Here is a 19,597-nt window from a genome sequence, read left to right as displayed (position 1 = left end):
TTTTCCCTTTTTCCGGTTTTATTTGGTGTGCATGCCATTGGCTATCCGGAACGCTTTGTTCTGGTTCATCAATGCGTTTTATGTCACGGGGACCCTGACCCCTATCTACTTTTTTCTGAGCGTCTCTAGGCGTGCCTACACAAGTATCTTTGGAAAGCCCCCACGGATCAATCCATCCCAGCGGATTCGGTGCGTACTGATATAGATTTATCCCGCCCAGTACCCCAATCGGGTCCTGCGTCGTAAACCGCCCCACCTGCGGATCGTAATACCTGAACAGATTATAATGCAGTCCCGTCTCGCTGTCGGCGTACTGCCCGTCATAGCGCAGGGGCTGATGATACAGGGTTCCGCTCCGCAACAGCCGCGAGAAGCCGTCGCTCTGATACCGCACCTCACCGAAGCTGCCGTACTGGCCGCTCCAGCAGATGTTGCCCTGCTCATCCGTCACGTCCAGCGGTGCGCCGTTGAGATCGGTACCGAACCAGAAGATATCACCCTGGCTGTCGTCCCTGAGATGATCGACACGCGCCAGCGGGCTGTAAGTCTCGTTCGGGTCATAAACATAGGTCTGGCACCGATCTTTTTGCTGCTCCTGCAACAGGCGACAGCCCTGCCACAGGAAGCGGGTCTCTGACGTGCCGCGCTGCGTGGTGACGGTTTTACGGGTCCGTCTGCCCAGTGCATCATAGTGGTACTGTGCCGCAAACCGGCCTTCCGGGCCGGTGCCTTCTGCCTTTATCAACCTGTTTTCTGCGTCATAGACGTAATGCTGCTCGCCCGTGCTGCTGCGGCGGCTGGCAAGATTGCCCCAGGTGTCATAGTTCATTACCCGGTGCTGCCAGTGCGTCAGGCGGTTATCAGTAACCGGCAGGGCGGGCAGGTCATCATCCGGCAGCAGGTTACCGGCAGCGTCGTAGCGAAAATGCAGGGTGCTGTGACCCCGACGGGCTTCATAGTGTTTGAGCAGGCGGCCTTCGGCGTCGTAACCTTACTGTATCTCACCGCGCAGGGTGTCGCTGACACCTGCCAGCTCGCCGCGTCCGGTGTAACGATAAAGACGCGCCAGAATCGCCTGTTCCGGCAGCGTGACGTCTGCGCTCAGCCCGCTGCGCTGCAGGCTGCGTCTGCCCAGATTGTCATATTCGCGGTGCTGCGTGCGTACTCCCTGGCTGCGTCCGGTTTCCCGGTGCAGACGGTCGCGGGTGAATTCAGAGACTGTCTGCTGGTTAAAACGGACGGCGCTGACGTGGCCGGAACCGTAATGCAGCCAGGCCAGCCGCTGACCGCCGGGCAGGGTGAGGGCGGTCAGGTTGCCCGGAGCGTCACAGACATAATGCAGCTCACCGTTTACACCCCGTTCACAGAGCAGCTTTCCTGCAGCGTCATACGTAAACTGAACGGCATCCTCATCGATACCCCGAACCATACCTTCGGCTGTTGGCGTGCGCAACACGCCGGTAAGCTGTCCCCTGTGGTTACGCCGGTAATGGTATCCGGCATCGCGGGTCGTTCGTGCGGTGAGCAGGCCGCTGTCGTCATAGCCGAACTGCTGCCACCGGAGACCAGAACCGCCGTCGGCGGCAGGGCTGCCGCGCTCTTCAAGCGCAGTGAGAAAACCCCGCTCGTCCCACTGCATATGTCGTGACGTCCCGTCCGGACGAATCTCGCTCAGCAGGTGCCCCGTGGCGTCATAATTAAAGCGATATTCAGCGCCGTTGCCGTTCTCAAGGCATAACAGGTTGCCACGCGGATCGTAATGCCAGCGGCGGGTGTGCCCGGTACGGTCGGTGAGGCTGACGGGCAGGCCCAGGACGTTATAGGCCTGGCGCACCTCGCTTTCCAGCGGATCGCGCCAGCCTGTCAACTGTCCGCGTGTGTTCCACAGCAGCGACTCGCGGCTGCCGTCAGGGTGAATGACGCTGCTGAGCTGCCCGGCCGCGTTCCATTCCCGGCGGGTGATGTGACCTTCGGCATCCTCGCTGCGGACAAGCTGCCCGAAACGATCGTACTCAAATCGCGTGACGCTGCCGGTGCAGTCGGTGCGTTGCGTCAGCAGCCCCTGATGGTTCCACTGCAGCTGTACCACGCCGCCCAGGGCATTGGTGACGCTGTCAGCAAGAGGATCGTCATCGTCCGGATAATGGTATGTGGTGCGGTACCCGCAGGGATCGGTTTCGCACTCCAGCCGTCCCCTCAGGTCATATGCCGCCTGCGAGGTGGTCTGGTCAGGGTAAACGATGCGGGTCAGGCCGTCGGTCTGGCGGTACCAGTGGTAGGTTGTGGTTCGTCCTTCCGGATCGGTTTCCTGCGTCAGGCGTCCGTACCTGTCCCATACGCTGCGGCGAATGGCACCACCGGGAAGAATAACATCAGTGAGCTCTCCGTCGCGGTACACAAAGGCGGTCCGGCGTCCGTCAAAATCCGTATGGCTGGCGACGTTGTCATCATCATCTGTCAGCCAGTGCGCCTGCGCATCATCGTCCCGCGTCGCCTGGCGTGTGCCTCTGTCAAAATCATATTTTAACGTCAGCTGTTCGCCGCCGCTGTGCCGGAATGCCACCACGCGGGGCAGACCCGCGATGGTCTGCCAGCGGTACTCGCTCAGCAGGCCGTTTGCATCCTCATGGGCGCTCATCAGGCCATCCTGCCAGCTGAACCGCCTGCGCACGCTACCGCCCCGGCCCGTCACGGTGACGAGCTGGCCCTCTGTATCATAAGCATAACTGACCAGGCAGATCTCATCATCCAGCCAGGCGCTCTCAAGACGCCCGTCCTGGTAACGGCACATCACGCGCTTTCCGGCACTGTCGGTCAGGGCATGCAGGGTGCGGTCAGGGTTCCATTCAAACAGGATTGCGTTGCCGCAGGGGCCGGTGAGCCGCAGCGGCAGGGAAGGGGAACACGCCTGCAACGGCTGATAGTGCCAGCGCTCGCCGCTGATATCATACACCGACCAGGTGTCGTCCTGATGATGCTCCAGCCAGCGTTTCTCCGCTTCACAGAAGGTCCGCCGGCCCTCCGGCACCATCGGGAAGGAGATGTAATCCCCCGACGGCGCGCGCCACACCAGCCCGTCGCCGTAGTGCTCCAGGGACGTTTCCCAGAACAGACTCCAGCCACGGCCTAAAACGCTGTCGCCGGGATTGCCGCTGCGCCAGCAGCGCTGCCAGCGTACCGGCAGGCGGGAGGGGAGGGTGAAATCCAGCTCGTCATCACCGCAAAGGAATTTTTGCCCGCTGATGATATCCACCGGGCGGGCAATGATGCCCACCGCCGCGACGCTGGTCAGCAGTTGTCCGGCACGACAGGCGATACGGGCCAGTTTGTTAATACCGGGCAGTTTACTCAGCAGGCTGCCCAGGGCACCGGCTTCCCCGCCAGCACCTCCGCCCCCGCCGAGCAGCCCGGCGAAGAGCAGCGTCAGATCTGAGGCCTTGTATAATTCGTCCGGGACCTCAGCCTGAACGGGCAGGGTCTGCTCTGATGCACCCCCAATCAGGACGTTGGGCGAACCGGTCATGACGGTCGCCCCGCAGGTTGTCCGGTCACCCCGGCGCCCGGCAGGCAGGCCGTTGATGAGGACCCGTGACGCCCCTTCGGTCAGGTGCTGAGCGCCATCCTCCTGACAGGAGACCAGACTGGCGGAGGCCACTGCGGCGGGCCTGCCGTTGATGAAGACATTGGGCGAGCCGGTAGTGATGACGCCCTGCTGCGTCATGCTGTCGGCACCGCCTTCAGCCAGCGTGTCCCGTGCCGTGGTTGCCAGTTCGCCGGTAAGCCAGCCCACGGCAACGCTGAGTCCGACAAGCAGCACACCCACGCCCAGGCAGGACGCGCCCAGACCGGTGAAGAGCAGTGCCCCTGCGGCGAGGCCTCCCGCAGCGGCAATGAAACCACCCACGAGCGTACCGGCCACCATTCCGGCCAGGGCAGCGGAGTGACCGATATCATCCCCGACGCGTGCGGCTGCAAACATAACACCTCTCCCTGTGGTCAGGCGTGAAGACGAAAGCGCTTAAGCAGGGAATCGAACAGGACATTATCCGCTTCGGTCAGCATCACCGTTGCGGTCATGGTGAACACAAGGATGTGCGCTCCCTGCAGATTAAACACCGCCTGCTGCTGCCAGACCTGTCTCCCGTTGCGCTGGTAGCTGCCATGAACAATCTCACCGTGCGACAGGTTCTCGCCCAGCGTGGCAGGGCAGCGCTCGCTCTGCTGCCACTGTTTTAGGTGCTGCTGCATCTGAGCGAGCTGGCGGTCAATGTAGGCGGCCAGGGCTTCGTTTGGCTCCAGGCTATCGCGGGAGACGGTGAATGACGGGGCGTCCTTAGCAAAGGACGTAAAGATATTGACGGTGCGATCCTGATAGCCGTCAGGAAGTATTATCTGACCTTCATTGAGCAGAGTGAATGAGCTGAGTTCCGACATATAGCGCGTCCCTGACGTATGTTGCAGATAAATAGAGGGTCTCTAATGCTCTGGCATTAAATACTTCCGACGGAACATGTCAATTGACGAGGCGGGATAACATGCCTTGAATTTGATTTAGGGCAGGGTTGTTGTTGAAATTTGAAAATTCAGACAGCTATTGCTCGGCTAAAAATGAGGTGAGGGTATGCGGCTGATTATTAGAGGGATCGTTAATAACGACGAAAAAAATCCACGCCGAAGCGTGGATGTTCATTTGCAGCGGAAGCGAATTAAACGTTGAACAGGAAGTTCATCACATCGCCATCTTTTACGATGTAGTCTTTCCCTTCGGCACGCATTTTACCGGCCTCTTTCGCACCCTGTTCGCCCTTATAGGTAATAAAGTCTTCAAAGGCGATGGTCTGAGCGCGGATAAAGCCCTTCTCGAAATCGGTGTGGATCTTGCCTGCGGCCTGCGGAGCGGTTGCGCCCACAGGAATAGTCCAGGCGCGAACCTCTTTCACACCGGCGGTGAAGTAGGTTTGCAGGTTCAGCAGCTCGTAACCTGCGCGAATAACGCGGTTCAGGCCCGGCTCTTCGATGCCCAGCTCGGCCATAAACTCTTCGCGGTCGGCATCATCCAGCTCGGCAATGTCGGACTCAACGGCGGCGCAGACAGCAACCACGACTGAGCCTTCAGCGGCAGCGATTTCACGCACTTTGTCCAGGTAAGGATTGTTCTCGAAACCGTCTTCGTTGACGTTAGCGATATACATGGTCGGTTTCAGAGTCAGGAAGCTCAGGTACTTGATGGCAGCCTTGTCTTCTTCCGTCAGGTTTTTCAGCGCGCGCAGCATGCCCGCGTTTTCCAGCTGCGGCAGGCATTTTTCCAGGGCTGCCTGTTCCGCTTTCGCGTCTTTATCGCCGCCTTTGGCTTTCTTCTGCACGCGCTGCAGGGCGCGCTCGCAGGTGTCGAGGTCGGAAAGCGCCAGCTCGGTGTTGATCACCTCGATATCGTCAGCGGGATCCACTTTGTTATTCACGTGGATGATATTGTCGTTCTCAAAGCAGCGCACCACGTGACCGATGGCTTCGGTTTCACGGATGTTGGTCAGGAACTGGTTGCCCAGGCCTTCACCTTTGGAGGCGCCTTTTACCAGACCCGCGATGTCAACGAACTCCATCGTGGTCGGCAGAATGCGCTGCGGCTTAACGATCTCCGCCAGCTGATCGAGGCGCGGATCCGGCATCGGCACGACGCCGGTGTTCGGTTCAATAGTACAGAACGGGAAGTTGGCAGCTTCGATGCCCGCCTTAGTCAGCGCATTGAACAGGGTAGATTTACCGACGTTCGGCAAGCCGACGATACCGCATTTGAATCCCATGGTTTACATCACCTTAATATCTTGATAAACAACCTGTTAGATGAAACAGATTGCTGAAAAGTTAATAACTTAGCCTATTATACACGTTACAGACGCGCTGCGCGGCAAAAATGGCATCGCCCAGGGCTACTGGGCCTTAAAGGCGTGCAGGCGATTGGTCGCCTTGACCAAATCCTCTTTCAGCCACAGCTCGGTGCAGCGCACCGCTTCGTCAACGGCGTCATCAATGAGCTTCTGTTCAGAGGCAGGCGGTTTGCCCAGCACAAAGCCCACAACTTTGTTTTTATCCCCTGGATGGCCAATTCCTATCCGTAAGCGATGAAAGTTGGGGTTATTGCCAAATTTGCTAATGATATCTTTTAAGCCGTTATGACCGCCGTGGCCGCCGCCCAGCTTAAACTTTGCTACGCCGGGAGGAAGATCCAACTCGTCGTGGGCCACCAGCACCTCGTCCGGGTTGATACGGTAGAAGGTTGCCATCGCCGCAACGGCTTTACCGCTGAGGTTCATAAAGGTTGTCGGCACCAACAGACGCACATCTTCGCCTGCCAGGTTAATGCGTGAAGTAAAGCCAAAGAATTTAGGCTCTTCCCGCAGCGGGGCGCGATAGCGTTCGGCCAGCAGGTCGACATACCAGGCTCCGGCGTTATGCCGGGTAGCAGCATACTCCGCGCCCGGGTTGGCAAGGCCGACAATCAGTTTAATCGTCACGTCTCTTTTCCTGAAAAGTTCACTCTTTGGCGCGTAGTTTACGTGGTAGCGCGAGCGTTGACAAAATTCTGCGCAAAAAAATTGAGAAAGATAAAGCTTCTAACTTGTCACCGTTATATAGAAACGTTAAAAGCTTTGCCTGCTATTCTAACGAATAGATGTCTAATAAGGGGCGTGATTTGGAAAAGGTGGGGTTTTCTATTTAGGTAATTAATGGTTTACAACAATGCATTCATAAATTAAATAATTGTACTCGTCGCCTACGGTGTTATATTGGAGTTTTAGCACGGAGGGCGTGTAAATGTTTTATGCTGACTCTATCAGATGGCCTAAAACAGCTGAGGGCGGACTAAGGCGGTTAAGATTAGGGGAAATTAACTTGGCTTCTTCGCTCTACGGCTTCAGTATTCATTATAATCAAGTTTGGATCCATAAAGAAAGTTATTTGCCGTTTAATTTACAAAGTAACCTCCAGGCTATGAGCCCAGACGGTGAAATGTGGTTTCGGGAAGGGCGCTATCAAGAAGATTTTTCAACTACTACGGGTGTATATTTCAAATACCTTTTTCTTCATGAAATGATGCACGTTTGGCAACATCAGCACGGAATGTGGGTCAGAACTCGTGGTGCTTTCTCCTGGGCTGTTGATTATAGTTATAGCCTTGATAAGGCAAGCTTGCTTGATTATGGTCTGGAACAGCAGGCCAGTATAGTCAGCGATTATTGGGTGTTAGTTCACTATGGTTTCTATCATACGAAGGCAGCTATACAGCTTAGAGATTATGATGCTTCAATTCCTGAGCGTAAGTACATTGAAATGTATAAAAAGGTGCTCGGGAGTTTTCCGGCATGAAGGCTCTTATTTTTATGATTCCTATGCTTTTTTTACTTACCGGTTGTCCTGGAGGCAAAGGCGAAGGAGCAGAGATAGGTGAATCAAGATGGATCTCTGTTGATAACGAAAGGGTATGTTACAGCGTTGATAGCAAAGATAGGTTGAGTCGTTATTACCTGGAGTCGAATGAGAATAATAAACTTAATGTTATTCTTAATTCTCCTCCGGTCCCTGTGAAGCTTTCATATCCTGATACATGCTTCAATATCAAACTTAAGCCGGGCTACCAGTATGGCACAATGTATACTCTAAACGATATTAATTATCACTATGAGTTCTTTATAGATAATAACTGGAATGTTGTTGGTTCAGGAGGTAATTAAATGTCTTTGCCAGCCTATATGTATTTATATGACGAAAACGGCGTTATGATCAATGGTGGTTGTGTGGCATTAGGCCGCGAAGGTGCTATCGAAGTGATGAGCAGCGGATATGGAGTAAGTCAGGTTGTCTGCTCTAATACCGGTTCGCTAATGGGCACGCGGCAACATAATGCTTATACTATTCATAAGCAAATAGATAAAGCATCGCCTTTTCTCGCCAACGCCGTTTGTCAAAGTAAAAGACTACAAAAGGCGATTATACACTATTATGATGTTAACGAAGCGGGCGTGGAGTATGAGATCTATAGGGTAACGTTAGACAGCATTGTCATCATTTCTGTAAATGCCAATCACAGTTATTTCCCTGGTTCGCAACACCATAATATGATTGAAAATGTCGCCATCAGATACAGAGGGATTGAGTGGTATTATCTGGAGGGTATGATCAAATACGAAGATGCGTGGAATAAAAACCCTCAAGGACGCTAATCCGCCGTTATGCCGCCTCTTGAGGAGGCGGTGGTGATGCTCAAGGTCCAAAGCTGGAGAAACCCGGCATTCTTTAAAGATAAACTTTGAAATAATTAGTCTTAACAACTATTAGAAATTGATTGAGTTCAGCGGTTTATATGTAAAGTTCTGTGAATAAGATATTTATAAATGTGATCCCGCCCGCACCCTGTCAAAGACGCCCTGCCTATACTTTATCCATAAGGATTGGGGATGTTTCCCGTTCAGACCACAACGCCGGAGGTGACATATGAAACGCAAAAACGCATCGAGACTTGGTAATGCGCTCATGGGTTTAGGGTTAGTGGTGATGGTCGTTGGCGTCGGTTACTCCATCTTAAATCAGCTTCCGCAGCTTAACCTGCCGCAGTATTTCGCTCACGGGGCCATACTGAGCATCTTCCTGGGGGCCATTCTCTGGCTGGCAGGGGCACGCGTCGGCGGCCACGAGCAGGTGTGCGATAAGTACTGGTGGGTACGCCACTACGACAAACGCTGCCGCCGGGATCAACATAAGCATAGCTGATGGTCACTATCTATTTTGCCGGGTGGCGCTGCGCTTACCCGGCCTGGAAAACACTAAGCGACTCATGGGAGTCGTTTTTTTTCGCTTTTATTTTTGCATTGCGCCTTGACCCTCACGTAACGTAAGGCCCCAGAGTAGCGTGACTGGTTAGGACAAGGGGCAGCAATGTTAATTCAGGTAGGCGAGCTGGCGAAACGCGCCGGCATCACCGTTCGCACGTTACACCACTACGAACAAACCGGGCTGCTGCTGCCCTCCGCCAGAAGCGAGGCAGGCTACCGGCTCTATAACCTTGCGGATGTACAGCGCCTGCATATGATCCAGGCGCTGGCAAAAGCGGGGCTGGAGCTTGCCGAAATCAAGGACTTTCTGGAGCAGGATACGCTCTCACTTCCCGATCTGCTCGATGCGCAAATCGCACTGCTGGCCAGGCAGCTGCGCAGCATTCATACGCTGCGCGACCAGCTTTGCACGCTGCGTAGCGGGTTGGAAGAGGAGAGCGAACCGGATCTGGAGTCCTGGCTACAGACTCTGGAGTTAATGAATATGTACGATCGCTGGTTTACCAAAGAAGAGCTACAGCAGCTGCCGTTTGCCGCCGAAGGCGAACGGCTGGCTTCCCTCTGGGCGGCGCTGGTCACGGAAGCACAGACCCTGATGGCGCAAAAGGTTGCCGAGACCGATGCCAACGCAATGGATCTGGCGATCCGCTGGATGGATCGTCTGGAGCAGGATACGGCAGGCAAGCCGGAGTTTCTGACCCGTCTTAATGAGATGCATAGCGTGGAGCCGCAGATGCGCGAGCGGACGGGCATTACGCCGCAGATTATCGCCTACATCACCCGCGCCTTTGCAGAGAGCAAGCTGGCTATCTGGCAGCGTTATCTTACCCCGCAGGAGATGGCCTTTACCCGCGCGCACTATTTTGACCGACTGGCGGAGTGGCCGCCGCTGGTGGCGAAGCTGCACCAGGCGACGCGGGAGGCGTGCGATCCTGCGTCTGAACAGGGTCAGCAGCTGGCGCAGAACTGGCTTGAGCTTTTCCAGTCCTACGCCGGGGACAGTCCCGCTACCCAGCAGAAATTCCGCGTTGCGATGCAGCAGGAGCCGCTGCTGATGAAGGGAACCTGGATGACCCCCGAGGTGCTGGCCTGGCTACAGCAGGCGATTGGGGTAATGATGCAGCGCCGGTACGCTGCACCCTAATCATTACAGATCCGCCAGCGCCGCTTCCCGGTTGGGATAGAACGCCAGCCGCCCGGCAATCGGCTTCACGCCTGCGCGCGCCATCGTGCGCAGGGGCTGAAACTCCAGGTTGCTAACCCGCAGCTCACAGCCTTCCGGCAGCCGTTTGACAAAGCGCTGGAAGGCATCCAGTCCACCCGCGTCCAGCACCGGTACGGCATCGCACTTCAGCACCACGATACGCTTGCCGGCAATCCGTGACTCCAGATCGTTAAATAGCCCGTCGGCCGCAGCGAAGAAGAGCGGCCCAATGACCCGCAGCACGGTGACGTCATCGGGCACCTCGACGTTAACCGGGGCGAGTCGGGTCAAACGGGCGATGCGGCGCATAAACAGCAGCGACGCCAGCACGATGCCGACGCTGATGGCGATAACCATATCGAACAGCACCGTCAGTGACATGCACATCAGCATCACCATGATGTCGTCCGTCGGGGCGCGTCGCAGCAGGTTAACCACCTTATGCGCTTCGCTCATGTTCCAGGCCACCATCAGCAGCAGGGCGGCCATGGCTGACAGCGGCAGCCATGAGAGCAGGGGGGCGAGTACCAGCAGGGCGAGGATCACCAGCAGGGCATGGATAATAGCCGCCACCGGCGAGGTTGCGCCCGCCCGCACGTTTGCCGCCGAGCGGGCAATCGCCGCGGTCGCGGTAATACCGCCGAAGAAGGGAGCGATCAGGTTGCCCAGCCCCTGACCGATCAGCTCGTTATTGGCCTTGTGCCGCGTGCCGGTCATGCCGTCGAGCACCACCGCGCAAAGCAGCGACTCAATTGCCCCAAGCATCGCCATGGAAAAAGCGGCGGGCAACAGCGCCTGCACCGAGGCCCAGTTCAGGGTAAACGAGGAGCCGGGCATCTGCCACGGCAGCACCAGCTGGGGCAGAAGCTGCGGAATGCCGCTGCCTTGAGTGCCGTCGGCCAGCAGATAGTGAAAGCGCGAGCCGATGGTCGCCACGTCAACGCCAGCCAGCTTGACCAGCGCCATCACTGCGCATCCGGCCAGCAGGGCGGGAAGATGGCCCGGAAGGCGGATCCCGAGGCGCGGCCAGAGGATGAGCACCCCAAGCGTGACCACGCCGATGGCGGCATCCCCCAGGTTAAGGGTGGGCAGCGCCATCGCCAGCGCGCCGACCTTCTGCAAATAGTGCTCCGGCACCTGGGCCATCTCCAGACCGAGAAAATCTTTTATCTGCATGGTGCCGATGGTGATCCCAATCCCGGCGGTAAAGCCCAGCGTGACGGGTAGCGGAATGTACTCGATCAGACGGCCAAAGCGGGCGAGGCCGAACAGGATCAGAAACAGTCCAGAGAGAAGCGTGGCCACCAGCAGTCCCGCCAGACCAAACTGCTGGGAGACCGGATAGAGGATCACCACAAATGCCGCCGTGGGACCAGAGACGCTAAAGCGCGAGCCGCCGCAGAGGGCAATAACAATCCCGGCCACCGCCGAGGTGTAGAGGCCATACTGCGGCGCAACGCCGCTGCCGATAGCCAACGCCATCGCCAGCGGAATGGCAATAATGCCGACGGTGATGCCCGCCACAAGGTCGCGGGTGAAACGTGGGAAGCTGTATCGCTCTTTCCAGCAGGCATCGATTAGCGCGCGGAAGGGTAAAATTTCTGAAAGGTTCATCATCTTCATAAAGGCTAGTCATTCATACACGCATTATCCGCCATATGAATGGTAGATAATGCGTGAATACATCATACAAATGTTTTTCAGGCACAAAAAAACCCGCCGAAGCGGGTTTCTATTATACAGCGCGATTAATGCTCAAACATCGCGGAGATAGATTCTTCGTTGCTGATACGACGAATCGCTTCGGCCAACATGCCGGAGAGCGTCAGGGTACGCACGTTCGGCAGGGCTTTGATCTCAGGGGAGAGCGGGATAGTGTCGCAGACGACCACTTCATCGATCACGGAATGACGCAGGTTGTTTACCGCGTTGCCGGAGAAGATCGGGTGGGTAGCGTAGGCAAAGACACGCTTCGCGCCGCGCTCTTTCAGCGCTTCTGCCGCTTTACACAGCGTACCGCCAGTATCGATCATGTCGTCAACCAGCACGCAGTCGCGGCCAGCAACGTCACCAATGATATGCATAACCTGAGAAACGTTCGCACGGGGGCGGCGTTTGTCGATGATAGCCATATCGGTATCGTTCAGCAGCTTAGCGATAGCACGCGCACGCACCACGCCGCCGATGTCCGGAGAGACAACGATTGGATTATCGAGGTTCAGCTGCAGCATATCTTCCAGCAGGATTGGGCTGCCGAATACGTTATCAACCGGAACGTCGAAGAAGCCCTGGATCTGCTCGGCGTGCAGGTCAACGGTCAGGACACGGTCAACGCCTACGCTGGAGAGGAAGTCGGCAACTACTTTCGCGGTGATAGGTACACGCGCGGAGCGCACGCGGCGATCCTGACGGGCATAGCCGAAGTAGGGGATAACGGCAGTGATACGGCCTGCGGAAGCACGACGCAGCGCATCAACCATGACAACTAACTCCATCAGGTTGTCATTCGTTGGAGCACAAGTGGACTGGATGATGAAAATATCACCACCGCGTACATTTTCGTTGATTTGTACGCTGACTTCGCCGTCGCTAAAGCGACCTACGGCGGCGTCGCCGAGAGAAGTGTACAGGCGGTTGGCAATACGTTGTGCTAGTTCCGGGGTGGCGTTACCAGCAAAAAGCTTCATATCAGGCACGAGAAGAACCTCAGGCATGCGTCCAGTGGTGGATAGCGTCGCCGAAAACTGTGCGGGCCAGGCTACGCTATCCAGGCGATGTATTTAAAGAGCGCGATGCAACGTCTGGATCAGAGGTGACGTTGTCACCGAGTCTCATTAAGCCCCAAATGCTCGTTAGAGCATTATTAGAAATCTTTAGGGTGTAGCGCTTGCATAAGCGGCGAAACGTTTACGCCTCGCGCGACAAAACCCTGCAGCCATTCCGGGGCTTGCTCAAGCACCTGACGAGCGGAGGACTCTGAGTCAAATTCAGCAAAGACGCAGGCTCCTGTGCCAGTCAGGCGCGACGGCGCGTATTCTAACAGCCAGGAAAGCGCCGCATCAACCTCGCGAAAACGTTTTCTTGCGATAACCTCGCAATCGTTGCCGAATTCACAGTTTAGTAACGTATTAATTGGCCGCTTTGGCGTATTGCGAGGCAAATCAGGATCGTTGAAGATGGCCGGGGTCGAAATATGTATGCCAGGGTGGGCCACCAGATACCATTTTTCCGGTGGATCCACCGGGGTCAGCTCTTCGCCAACGCCCTCGGCAAAGGCCGCGTGACCGTGGACAAATACCGGCACGTCCGCACCAAGGGTTAACCCCAGCGTCGCCAGCGCATCTGCCGACAGCCCGCAGCCCCAGAGATGGTTAAGCGCGACCAGCACCGTCGCCGCGTTAGAGGAGCCTCCTCCCAGCCCGCCGCCCATTGGCAGGCGTTTATCGATGCGGATATCTGCGCCGCTGCCCGCAGGCAGGGAGTCGCGCTCCGTGGCCGCCTGCTGAAGCAGTTTGGCAGCGCGCACGATCAGGTTATCGCTCTCCGCCACGCCCTCTACCGGCGTCAGCAGACGGATCTTACCGTCGGTGCGCGGTTCAATGCTGAGGGTATCGCCGTAGTCGAGAAACTGAAACAGCGTCTGCAGGTCGTGATAACCATCATGCCGCTGGCCGGTGATATATAAAAAAAGATTAAGTTTTGCCGGCGAAGGCCACTGGGTCATCATTTTACAATCCAGTTATCCATCTTCAGTTTGATCCGCTGGCCGTCCTGGTTGAGCTCCATATTTGACGGCATTGCCGGGCTAGATTTCGCATCGTAGCCGCCGTAGGTGACCTTCCAGGTCTTGCCGTTCTGGGTGTAGTTGAGCTCGCTCAGACGGTACTGGCTATCCAGCTTATAGTCGGTGGCGTCGCCAGGCAGGCCGAGGATCCACTGGCGCAGGCTGTTAAGCGGGATAGGCATGCCGGTCAGCTTGCCAATCATCTCTTCGGCGTCGGTAGCGGTGTAGTGCTGACCTTTGTTATCTACCAGCTCCACGCTGCCCGGCTTGGCGTTCAGCTCCAGCTCGGTGCTGCCAAGGGGATTGGTCAGCAGCAGGCGGTAGTTATCTTGGCCGGTCTGCTGCCAGAAGAAACGGGCGTATACTTTTTGGCTATCAGAGAGGTAGGCAAAGGCCCCGCGCGTCTGGTACTGGCTCAGGTTACGCACCTCCTGCTGATGCTGACGCCACTGCGGCGAGTCCGGACTTTTACCCGGGCCTTTCGGAGCATGAATAGAACAGGCGGTAAGTACCAGGCTAGCAAGCGGTAACAGGCGAAGCAGTCGACGGTCCGGTAAAGTCATAATGAGGACAAATCCTTGTGGTGCGTTACGGTTATAATCTTTAATGCTAGCGCTGAGCAGGAATACCGTCTACGTTCAAGTTGTCTTAAATCATGAAATTACCAATTACTCCAAAAGGGGGCTGTCTCTTTTATTGACCCGACGCATCCTGTATGATGCGCACAGACTAACCTTATCAACACTGGTACTACTCCCGCTGACATGACTCTTTTAGCGCTCGGCATCAACCACAAAACAGCACCTGTCTCACTGCGGGAACGCGTTACGTTCACGCCGGACACGCTCGACCAGGCTTTAGAGAGCCTGCTGGCGCAGCCTATGGTGCAGGGTGGGGTAGTCCTGTCGACGTGTAACCGCACCGAGCTTTACCTGAGCGTGGAAGAGCAGGATAACCTGCAGGAAGCGCTTATCCGCTGGCTGTGTGACTATCATCATCTGGACGAAGCCGAGCTGCGTAAAAGCCTCTACTGGCACGAAGACAACGATGCCGTGAGCCACCTGATGCGTGTTGCCAGCGGCCTTGATTCATTGGTGCTGGGCGAGCCACAGATCCTGGGCCAGGTGAAAAAAGCCTTCGCCGATTCCAGCCGTGGACACCTGAACGCCAGCGCGCTGGAGCGCATGTTCCAGAAATCCTTCTCCGTGGCCAAGCGGGTACGTACCGAAACGGATATCGGGGCCAGCGCCGTATCGGTGGCCTTTGCCGCCTGTACGCTGGCGCGGCAGATCTTTGAGTCGCTCTCCAGCGTGACGGTGCTGCTGGTGGGCGCGGGTGAAACCATTGAGCTGGTGGCTCGTCATCTGCGCGAACATAAGGTGCAGAAGATGATCATCGCCAACCGCACCCGCGAACGTGCCGAGCTGCTGGCCGATGAGGTGGGCGCAGAGGTGATCTCCCTCAGCGACATCGACGCCCGCCTGCAGGACGCGGATATCATCATCAGCTCCACCGCCAGCCCGCTGCCGATTATCGGTAAAGGGATGGTTGAGCGCGCGCTGAAATCCCGCCGTAACCAGCCCATGCTGCTGGTGGATATCGCCGTTCCCCGCGACGTCGAGCCGGACGTTGGCAAGCTGGCGAACGCCTATCTCTACAGCGTTGATGACCTACAAAGCATTATTTCGCACAACCTGGCGCAGCGGAAAGCCGCCGCCGTGGAAGCGGAGACCATCGTTGCTCAGGAGAGCAGCGAGTTCATGGCCTGGCTGCGCGCCCAGAGCGCCAGCGAGACGATCCGTGAATATCGCGGCCAGGCAGAGCAGGTTCGCGACGAGCTCACCGCAAAAGCCCTTGCCGCGCTTGAGCAGGGCGGCGATGCCCAGGCCATTATGCAGGATCTGGCCCGCAAGCTGACCAACCGCCTGATCCACTCTCCAACCAAATCACTTCAGCAGGCTGCCCGTAACGGGGACGATGAACGCCTGCATATTCTGCGCAACAGCCTCGGGCTGGAGTAGCACAACAACCTCTTATTACAGGGTGCATTTACGCCTATGAAGCCTTCTATTGTTGCCAAACTGGAAGCCCTGCACGAACGCCATGAAGAAGTTCAGGCGCTGCTCGGTGATGCAGGAACCATCGCAGATCAAGACCGCTTTCGTGCGCTGTCGCGTGAATATGCGCAATTAAGCGATGTCTCGCGCTGCTTTACTGACTGGCGACAGATTCAGGAAGATATAGAAACCGCGCAGATGATGCTCGACGATCCCGAGATGCGCGAGATGGCGCAGGAAGAGCTGCGCGAGCTGAAAGAGAAGGGTGAAGCCCTTGAGGCGCACCTGCAGGTTCTGCTTCTGCCGAAGGATCCGGACGACGAACGCAACGCCTTCCTTGAAGTCCGCGCCGGAACCGGCGGTGACGAAGCCGCGCTCTTTGCCGGCGATCTGTTCCGCATGTACAGTCGCTACGCGGAGTCCCGCCGCTGGCGCGTAGAGATCATGAGCGCCAACGAAGGCGAGCATGGCGGCTTTAAAGAGGTGATCGCTAAGGTGAGCGGCGAAGGCGTTTACGGACGCCTGAAGTTTGAATCCGGCGGCCACCGCGTACAGCGCGTCCCGGCCACCGAATCACAGGGACGGATCCACACCTCGGCCTGTACCGTGGCGTTGATGCCGGAGCTGCCGGAAGCCGAACTGCCGGATATCAACCCGGCGGATCTGCGTATCGATACCTTCCGCTCCTCCGGTGCGGGCGGTCAGCACGTTAACACCACCGACTCGGCGATCCGTATTACCCACCTGCCCACCGGGATCGTGGTGGAGTGCCAGGACGAACGTTCCCAGCACAAGAACAAAGCCAAAGCGCTGGCGGTGCTCGGCTCACGTATCCGCGCCGCCGAGATCGCTAAACGCCAGCAGGCAGAAGCCTCAACCCGCCGCAACCTGCTGGGCAGCGGCGATCGCAGCGACCGTAACCGGACCTATAACTTCCCGCAGGGGCGCGTTACCGATCACCGAATCAACCTGACGCTCTACCGTCTGGACGAGGTGATGGAAGGCAAGCTCGATATGCTGATTGAGCCTATCGTGCAGGAGTACCAGGCCGATCAGCTGGCGGCGCTGGCCGAGCAGGAATAATGGATTATCAGCACTGGCTACGCCAGGCGGTAAGTCAGCTTGCGGCAAGCGAAAGCCCCCGCCGCGATGCGGAGATCCTGCTCGGTTTTGTTACCGGCAGGGCGCGCACCTATATTCTGGCCTTCGGCGAAACCGAACTGCTGCCCGCCGAGCAGGCGCAGCTTGAGGCGCTGCTGGCCCGTCGCCAGCGCGGCGAGCCGGTGGCCCACCTGGTGGGTACGCGCGAGTTCTGGTCGCTGCCGCTATTTGTCTCTCCGGCCACGCTGATCCCCCGTCCGGATACCGAGTGCCTGGTTGAACAGGCGCTTGCCCGTCTGCCGGCCACGCCGTGCGATATCCTCGATTTAGGCACCGGCACCGGCGCGATTGCGCTGGCGCTGGCCAGCGAGCGTCCCGACTGCCACATCACCGCCGTGGATCTTATGCCCGACGCGGTGGCCCTTGCCCAGCGTAACGCCGAGCACTTAGGCATAGCTAACGTGACCCTGCGGCAGAGCCACTGGTTCAGCGCGCTTAGCGGGCAGCACTTCGCCACTATCGTTAGCAATCCGCCCTATATTGACGAGCAGGATCCGCATCTTGCCGAGGGCGACGTGCGCTTTGAGCCGCGCAGTGCGCTGGTGGCGGCGGATCGCGGCCTGGCAGATCTGGCGTGGATTATCGAGCAGGGGCGCGCGTTTCTGCTGCCTGACGGCTGGCTGCTGCTGGAGCATGGCTGGCAGCAGGGAGAGGCCGTGCGGGCACTTTTTGCTAAAAATGACTATCAGGACGTTGAAACCACGCGGGATTACGGCGGCAACGAGCGGCTGACTGCGGGTAGGTTAGGTCCATCGCAACCATAAGCAAGGCTGACTGAAGCGCCGTTTGGCGTTATCATCAACGTCGAATACCGTGACTGGGGTAAGTAATGAGGTCGTTAGCCGATTTCGAATTTAATAAAGCACCGTTATGCGACGGGATGATCCTCGTTTCACAACTTATCCGCGACGACTTTCCGTCGCAGTATGTCTGTGAGGAGCTGGAGAAGCTGGTTGCGCTGGCTCGCGAAGAGATAAGCGAGGCGCAGCCGCAGGAGGGGCAGCTAGAGAAGCTGCTGGCACTCTTTTATGGCGACTGGGGTTTTCAGGATTCGCAGGGCGTCTATCGCCTGTCCGATGCGCTGTGGCTTGATAGCGTGCTGAAAGACCGCCAGGGCAGCGCCGTCTCCCTTGGGGCGATCCTGCTGTGGGTAGCCGAGCAGCTGGATATTCCGCTGTCGCCGGTGATCTTCCCGACGCAGCTGATCCTGCGCGCCGAGTGGATGGACGGTGAGATGTGGCTGATTAACCCGTTCAACGGCGATACGCTGGATGAGCACACGCTGGAAGTGTGGCTGAAGGGCAATATCAGCCCGATGGCGGAGCTGTTTAACGAGGATCTCGACGAGGCGGATAACGCCGAGGTGATCCGCAAGCTGCTCGACACGCTGAAATCGGCGCTGATGGAAGAGCAGCAGATGGAGCTGGCGCTGCGGGCCAGCGAAGCGCTGTTACAGTTTAACCCGGAAGATCCCTATGAGATCCGCGATCGCGGGCTGATTTACGCCCAGCTCGATTGCGATCACGTCGCGCTGCATGATTTAAGCTATTTTGTGGAGCAGTGTCCGGAAGATCCGATCAGCGAAATGATCCGCGCGCAGATTAATACTATTTCGCATCGGCAGATTACGCTGCATTAATCCGATGAGTTCCGATTCAAACCTGATAAGGCGATTCTATGAAACAAAAAGTGGTTAGCATTGGCGATATTAACGTGGCAAACGATCTGCCGTTCGTGCTGTTTGGCGGCATGAACGTGCTGGAGTCACGCGACCTTGCGATGCGTATTTGCGAGCACTACGTGACCGTGACCCAGAAGCTGGGCATTCCGTACGTGTTCAAGGCCTCTTTTGATAAAGCCAACCGCTCCTCTATTCACTCCTATCGTGGCCCGGGCCTCGAAGAGGGGATGAAAATCTTCCAGGAGCTGAAGCAGACCTTCGGCGTAAAAGTGATCACCGACGTCCACGAAGCTCACCAGGCGCAGCCGGTATCTGAGGTGGTTGATGTGATCCAGCTTCCGGCGTTCCTTGCTCGCCAGACCGATCTGGTAGAAGCGATGGCGAAAACCGGCGCGGTGATCAACGTGAAGAAGCCGCAGTTCGTTAGCCCTGGGCAGATGGGCAACATCGTCGACAAGTTCCGCGAAGGCGGCAATGAGAAGGTGATCCTCTGTGACCGTGGCGCAAACTTTGGTTACGATAACCTGGTTGTGGACATGCTGGGCTTCAGCGTGATGAAAAAGGTCTCTGGCAACTCGCCGGTGATCTTCGACGTAACCCACGCTCTGCAGTGCCGCGACCCGTTTGGCGAAGCTTCCAGCGGCCGTCGTGGTCAGGTGACCGAGCTGGCGCGTGCCGGTATGGCTACCGGTTTGGCGGGCCTGTTCATTGAGGCGCATCCGGATCCAGCCCATGCTAAATGCGACGGCCCGTCCGCGCTACCGCTGGACAAGCTGGAGCCGTTCCTCAAGCAGATCAAAGCCATTGACGATCTGGTGAAGAGCTTCGACGAGCTCGACACCGAGAACTAATAAAAAAACCCGCCTCGGCGGGTTTTTTTAT

Annotated in this window: 17 protein-coding genes and 1 pseudogene; 10 read left to right on the top strand and 8 right to left on the bottom strand. The window is 57.2% G+C overall.

The window, feature by feature from the left end:
* Positions 1–144: 144 nt before the first annotated feature.
* The 4 genes and pseudogenes from EV102420_RS09260 to pth all read right to left on the bottom strand — a co-directional run.
* A pseudogene (locus EV102420_RS09260) lies at positions 145–3,979 on the bottom strand (RHS repeat-associated core domain-containing protein); the annotation flags it as partial.
* Between the two features lie 17 nt (positions 3,980–3,996).
* Positions 3,997–4,434, bottom strand: a complete 438-nt coding sequence (locus EV102420_RS09255; protein ID WP_042391222.1) for a DcrB-related protein — start codon at positions 4,432–4,434, stop codon at positions 3,997–3,999.
* 272 nt (positions 4,435–4,706) lie between these two features.
* Positions 4,707–5,801, bottom strand: coding sequence for a redox-regulated ATPase YchF (gene ychF, locus EV102420_RS09250; protein WP_042391220.1), 1,095 nt, complete (start codon positions 5,799–5,801; stop codon positions 4,707–4,709).
* 126 nt (positions 5,802–5,927) lie between these two features.
* On the bottom strand, positions 5,928–6,512 hold the full coding sequence (gene pth, locus EV102420_RS09245) for an aminoacyl-tRNA hydrolase (protein WP_042391218.1): 585 nt from the start codon (positions 6,510–6,512) through the stop codon (positions 5,928–5,930).
* 301 nt (positions 6,513–6,813) lie between these two features.
* On the opposite strand from pth, the gene EV102420_RS09240 reads away from it, so the two are divergent.
* The 5 genes from EV102420_RS09240 to EV102420_RS09220 all read left to right on the top strand — a co-directional run bounded on the left by EV102420_RS09240 (position 6,814) and on the right by EV102420_RS09220 (position 9,972).
* Positions 6,814–7,365: a hypothetical protein gene (locus tag EV102420_RS09240; protein ID WP_042391217.1), complete on the top strand. Its 552-nt coding sequence runs from the start codon at positions 6,814–6,816 to the stop codon at positions 7,363–7,365.
* The gene (locus tag EV102420_RS09235; RefSeq protein ID WP_042391216.1) at positions 7,362–7,730 is read left to right on the top strand and encodes a putative T6SS immunity periplasmic lipoprotein; all 369 of its coding nucleotides are present in this window, start codon (positions 7,362–7,364) and stop codon (positions 7,728–7,730) included. The genes EV102420_RS09240 and EV102420_RS09235 overlap by 4 nt, the downstream gene beginning before the upstream one ends.
* Positions 7,731–8,219: an Hcp family type VI secretion system effector gene (locus tag EV102420_RS09230; RefSeq protein WP_042391215.1), complete on the top strand. Its 489-nt coding sequence runs from the start codon at positions 7,731–7,733 to the stop codon at positions 8,217–8,219.
* A gap of 271 nt (positions 8,220–8,490) precedes the next feature.
* A complete protein-coding gene (gene ychH / locus EV102420_RS09225; protein WP_042391214.1) occupies positions 8,491–8,766 on the top strand; it encodes a stress-induced protein YchH in 276 nt (91 codons plus the stop codon).
* A gap of 165 nt (positions 8,767–8,931) precedes the next feature.
* The gene (locus EV102420_RS09220; RefSeq protein ID WP_042391212.1) at positions 8,932–9,972 is read left to right on the top strand and encodes a MerR family transcriptional regulator; all 1,041 of its coding nucleotides are present in this window, start codon (positions 8,932–8,934) and stop codon (positions 9,970–9,972) included.
* A gap of 3 nt (positions 9,973–9,975) precedes the next feature.
* Here the strand turns inward: EV102420_RS09220 and dauA are convergent, their stop codons facing one another.
* From dauA to lolB, 4 genes are all read right to left on the bottom strand, one after another.
* The gene (gene dauA, locus EV102420_RS09215) at positions 9,976–11,655 is read right to left on the bottom strand and encodes a C4-dicarboxylic acid transporter DauA (RefSeq protein ID WP_042391210.1); all 1,680 of its coding nucleotides are present in this window, start codon (positions 11,653–11,655) and stop codon (positions 9,976–9,978) included.
* Positions 11,656–11,780: 125 nt separating this feature from the next.
* On the bottom strand, positions 11,781–12,728 hold the full coding sequence (gene prs, locus EV102420_RS09210; protein WP_106403918.1) for a ribose-phosphate diphosphokinase: 948 nt from the start codon (positions 12,726–12,728) through the stop codon (positions 11,781–11,783).
* Between the two features lie 167 nt (positions 12,729–12,895).
* Positions 12,896–13,756: a 4-(cytidine 5'-diphospho)-2-C-methyl-D-erythritol kinase gene (ispE, locus tag EV102420_RS09205; protein WP_165570659.1), complete on the bottom strand. Its 861-nt coding sequence runs from the start codon at positions 13,754–13,756 to the stop codon at positions 12,896–12,898.
* Positions 13,756–14,379 carry a lipoprotein insertase outer membrane protein LolB gene (lolB, locus tag EV102420_RS09200; RefSeq protein WP_042391204.1) on the bottom strand — a complete coding sequence of 208 codons (624 nt, stop codon included), beginning with the start codon at positions 14,377–14,379 and terminating at the stop codon, positions 13,756–13,758. Before lolB ends, ispE begins: the two co-directional genes overlap by 1 nt.
* Positions 14,380–14,580: 201 nt before the next feature.
* Between lolB and hemA the strand changes: the two genes are divergently transcribed.
* The 5 genes from hemA to kdsA all read left to right on the top strand — a co-directional run bounded on the left by hemA (position 14,581) and on the right by kdsA (position 19,566).
* The gene (gene hemA / locus EV102420_RS09195; protein ID WP_042391202.1) at positions 14,581–15,837 is read left to right on the top strand and encodes a glutamyl-tRNA reductase; all 1,257 of its coding nucleotides are present in this window, start codon (positions 14,581–14,583) and stop codon (positions 15,835–15,837) included.
* 36 nt (positions 15,838–15,873) lie between these two features.
* The gene (gene prfA, locus EV102420_RS09190; RefSeq protein ID WP_042391201.1) at positions 15,874–16,956 is read left to right on the top strand and encodes a peptide chain release factor 1; all 1,083 of its coding nucleotides are present in this window, start codon (positions 15,874–15,876) and stop codon (positions 16,954–16,956) included.
* Positions 16,956–17,798, top strand: coding sequence for a peptide chain release factor N(5)-glutamine methyltransferase (gene prmC / locus EV102420_RS09185; RefSeq protein WP_042391200.1), 843 nt, complete (start codon positions 16,956–16,958; stop codon positions 17,796–17,798). Before prfA ends, prmC begins: the two co-directional genes overlap by 1 nt.
* A gap of 65 nt (positions 17,799–17,863) precedes the next feature.
* Positions 17,864–18,673 (top strand): invasion regulator SirB1, encoded by an 810-nt coding sequence (gene sirB1 / locus EV102420_RS09180; RefSeq protein ID WP_042391197.1) that lies wholly within the window; start codon positions 17,864–17,866, stop codon positions 18,671–18,673.
* Positions 18,674–18,711: 38 nt separating this feature from the next.
* A complete protein-coding gene (kdsA, locus tag EV102420_RS09175; protein WP_042391195.1) occupies positions 18,712–19,566 on the top strand; it encodes a 3-deoxy-8-phosphooctulonate synthase in 855 nt (284 codons plus the stop codon).
* The last annotated feature ends 31 nt before the right edge of the window (positions 19,567–19,597 follow it).

The organism is Pseudescherichia vulneris NBRC 102420, from assembly GCF_000759795.1.
Classification (GTDB): domain Bacteria; phylum Pseudomonadota; class Gammaproteobacteria; order Enterobacterales; family Enterobacteriaceae; genus Pseudescherichia; species Pseudescherichia vulneris.
The sequence above is the reverse complement of the archived record's forward strand: the minus strand, read 5'-3'. Positions and strand labels throughout refer to the sequence as shown.

What these genes read in the sequence shown, in the direction of transcription:
- EV102420_RS09255 (WP_042391222.1), bottom strand. Translation starts at nt 4,434, where the DNA reads ATGTCGGAACTCAGCTCATTCACTCTGCTCAATGAAGGTCAGATAATA.
- dauA (WP_042391210.1), bottom strand. Translation starts at nt 11,655, where the DNA reads ATGAAGATGATGAACCTTTCAGAAATTTTACCCTTCCGCGCGCTAATC.
- ispE (WP_165570659.1), bottom strand. Translation starts at nt 13,756, where the DNA reads ATGACCCAGTGGCCTTCGCCGGCAAAACTTAATCTTTTTTTATATATC.
- EV102420_RS09240 (WP_042391217.1), top strand. Translation starts at nt 6,814, where the DNA reads ATGTTTTATGCTGACTCTATCAGATGGCCTAAAACAGCTGAGGGCGGA.
- sirB1 (WP_042391197.1), top strand. Translation starts at nt 17,864, where the DNA reads ATGAGGTCGTTAGCCGATTTCGAATTTAATAAAGCACCGTTATGCGAC.
- prmC (WP_042391200.1), top strand. Translation starts at nt 16,956, where the DNA reads ATGGATTATCAGCACTGGCTACGCCAGGCGGTAAGTCAGCTTGCGGCA.
- ychF (WP_042391220.1), bottom strand. Translation starts at nt 5,801, where the DNA reads ATGGGATTCAAATGCGGTATCGTCGGCTTGCCGAACGTCGGTAAATCT.
- lolB (WP_042391204.1), bottom strand. Translation starts at nt 14,379, where the DNA reads ATGACTTTACCGGACCGTCGACTGCTTCGCCTGTTACCGCTTGCTAGC.
- ychH (WP_042391214.1), top strand. Translation starts at nt 8,491, where the DNA reads ATGAAACGCAAAAACGCATCGAGACTTGGTAATGCGCTCATGGGTTTA.
- kdsA (WP_042391195.1), top strand. Translation starts at nt 18,712, where the DNA reads ATGAAACAAAAAGTGGTTAGCATTGGCGATATTAACGTGGCAAACGAT.
- prfA (WP_042391201.1), top strand. Translation starts at nt 15,874, where the DNA reads ATGAAGCCTTCTATTGTTGCCAAACTGGAAGCCCTGCACGAACGCCAT.
- EV102420_RS09235 (WP_042391216.1), top strand. Translation starts at nt 7,362, where the DNA reads ATGAAGGCTCTTATTTTTATGATTCCTATGCTTTTTTTACTTACCGGT.
- EV102420_RS09230 (WP_042391215.1), top strand. Translation starts at nt 7,731, where the DNA reads ATGTCTTTGCCAGCCTATATGTATTTATATGACGAAAACGGCGTTATG.
- EV102420_RS09220 (WP_042391212.1), top strand. Translation starts at nt 8,932, where the DNA reads ATGTTAATTCAGGTAGGCGAGCTGGCGAAACGCGCCGGCATCACCGTT.
- hemA (WP_042391202.1), top strand. Translation starts at nt 14,581, where the DNA reads ATGACTCTTTTAGCGCTCGGCATCAACCACAAAACAGCACCTGTCTCA.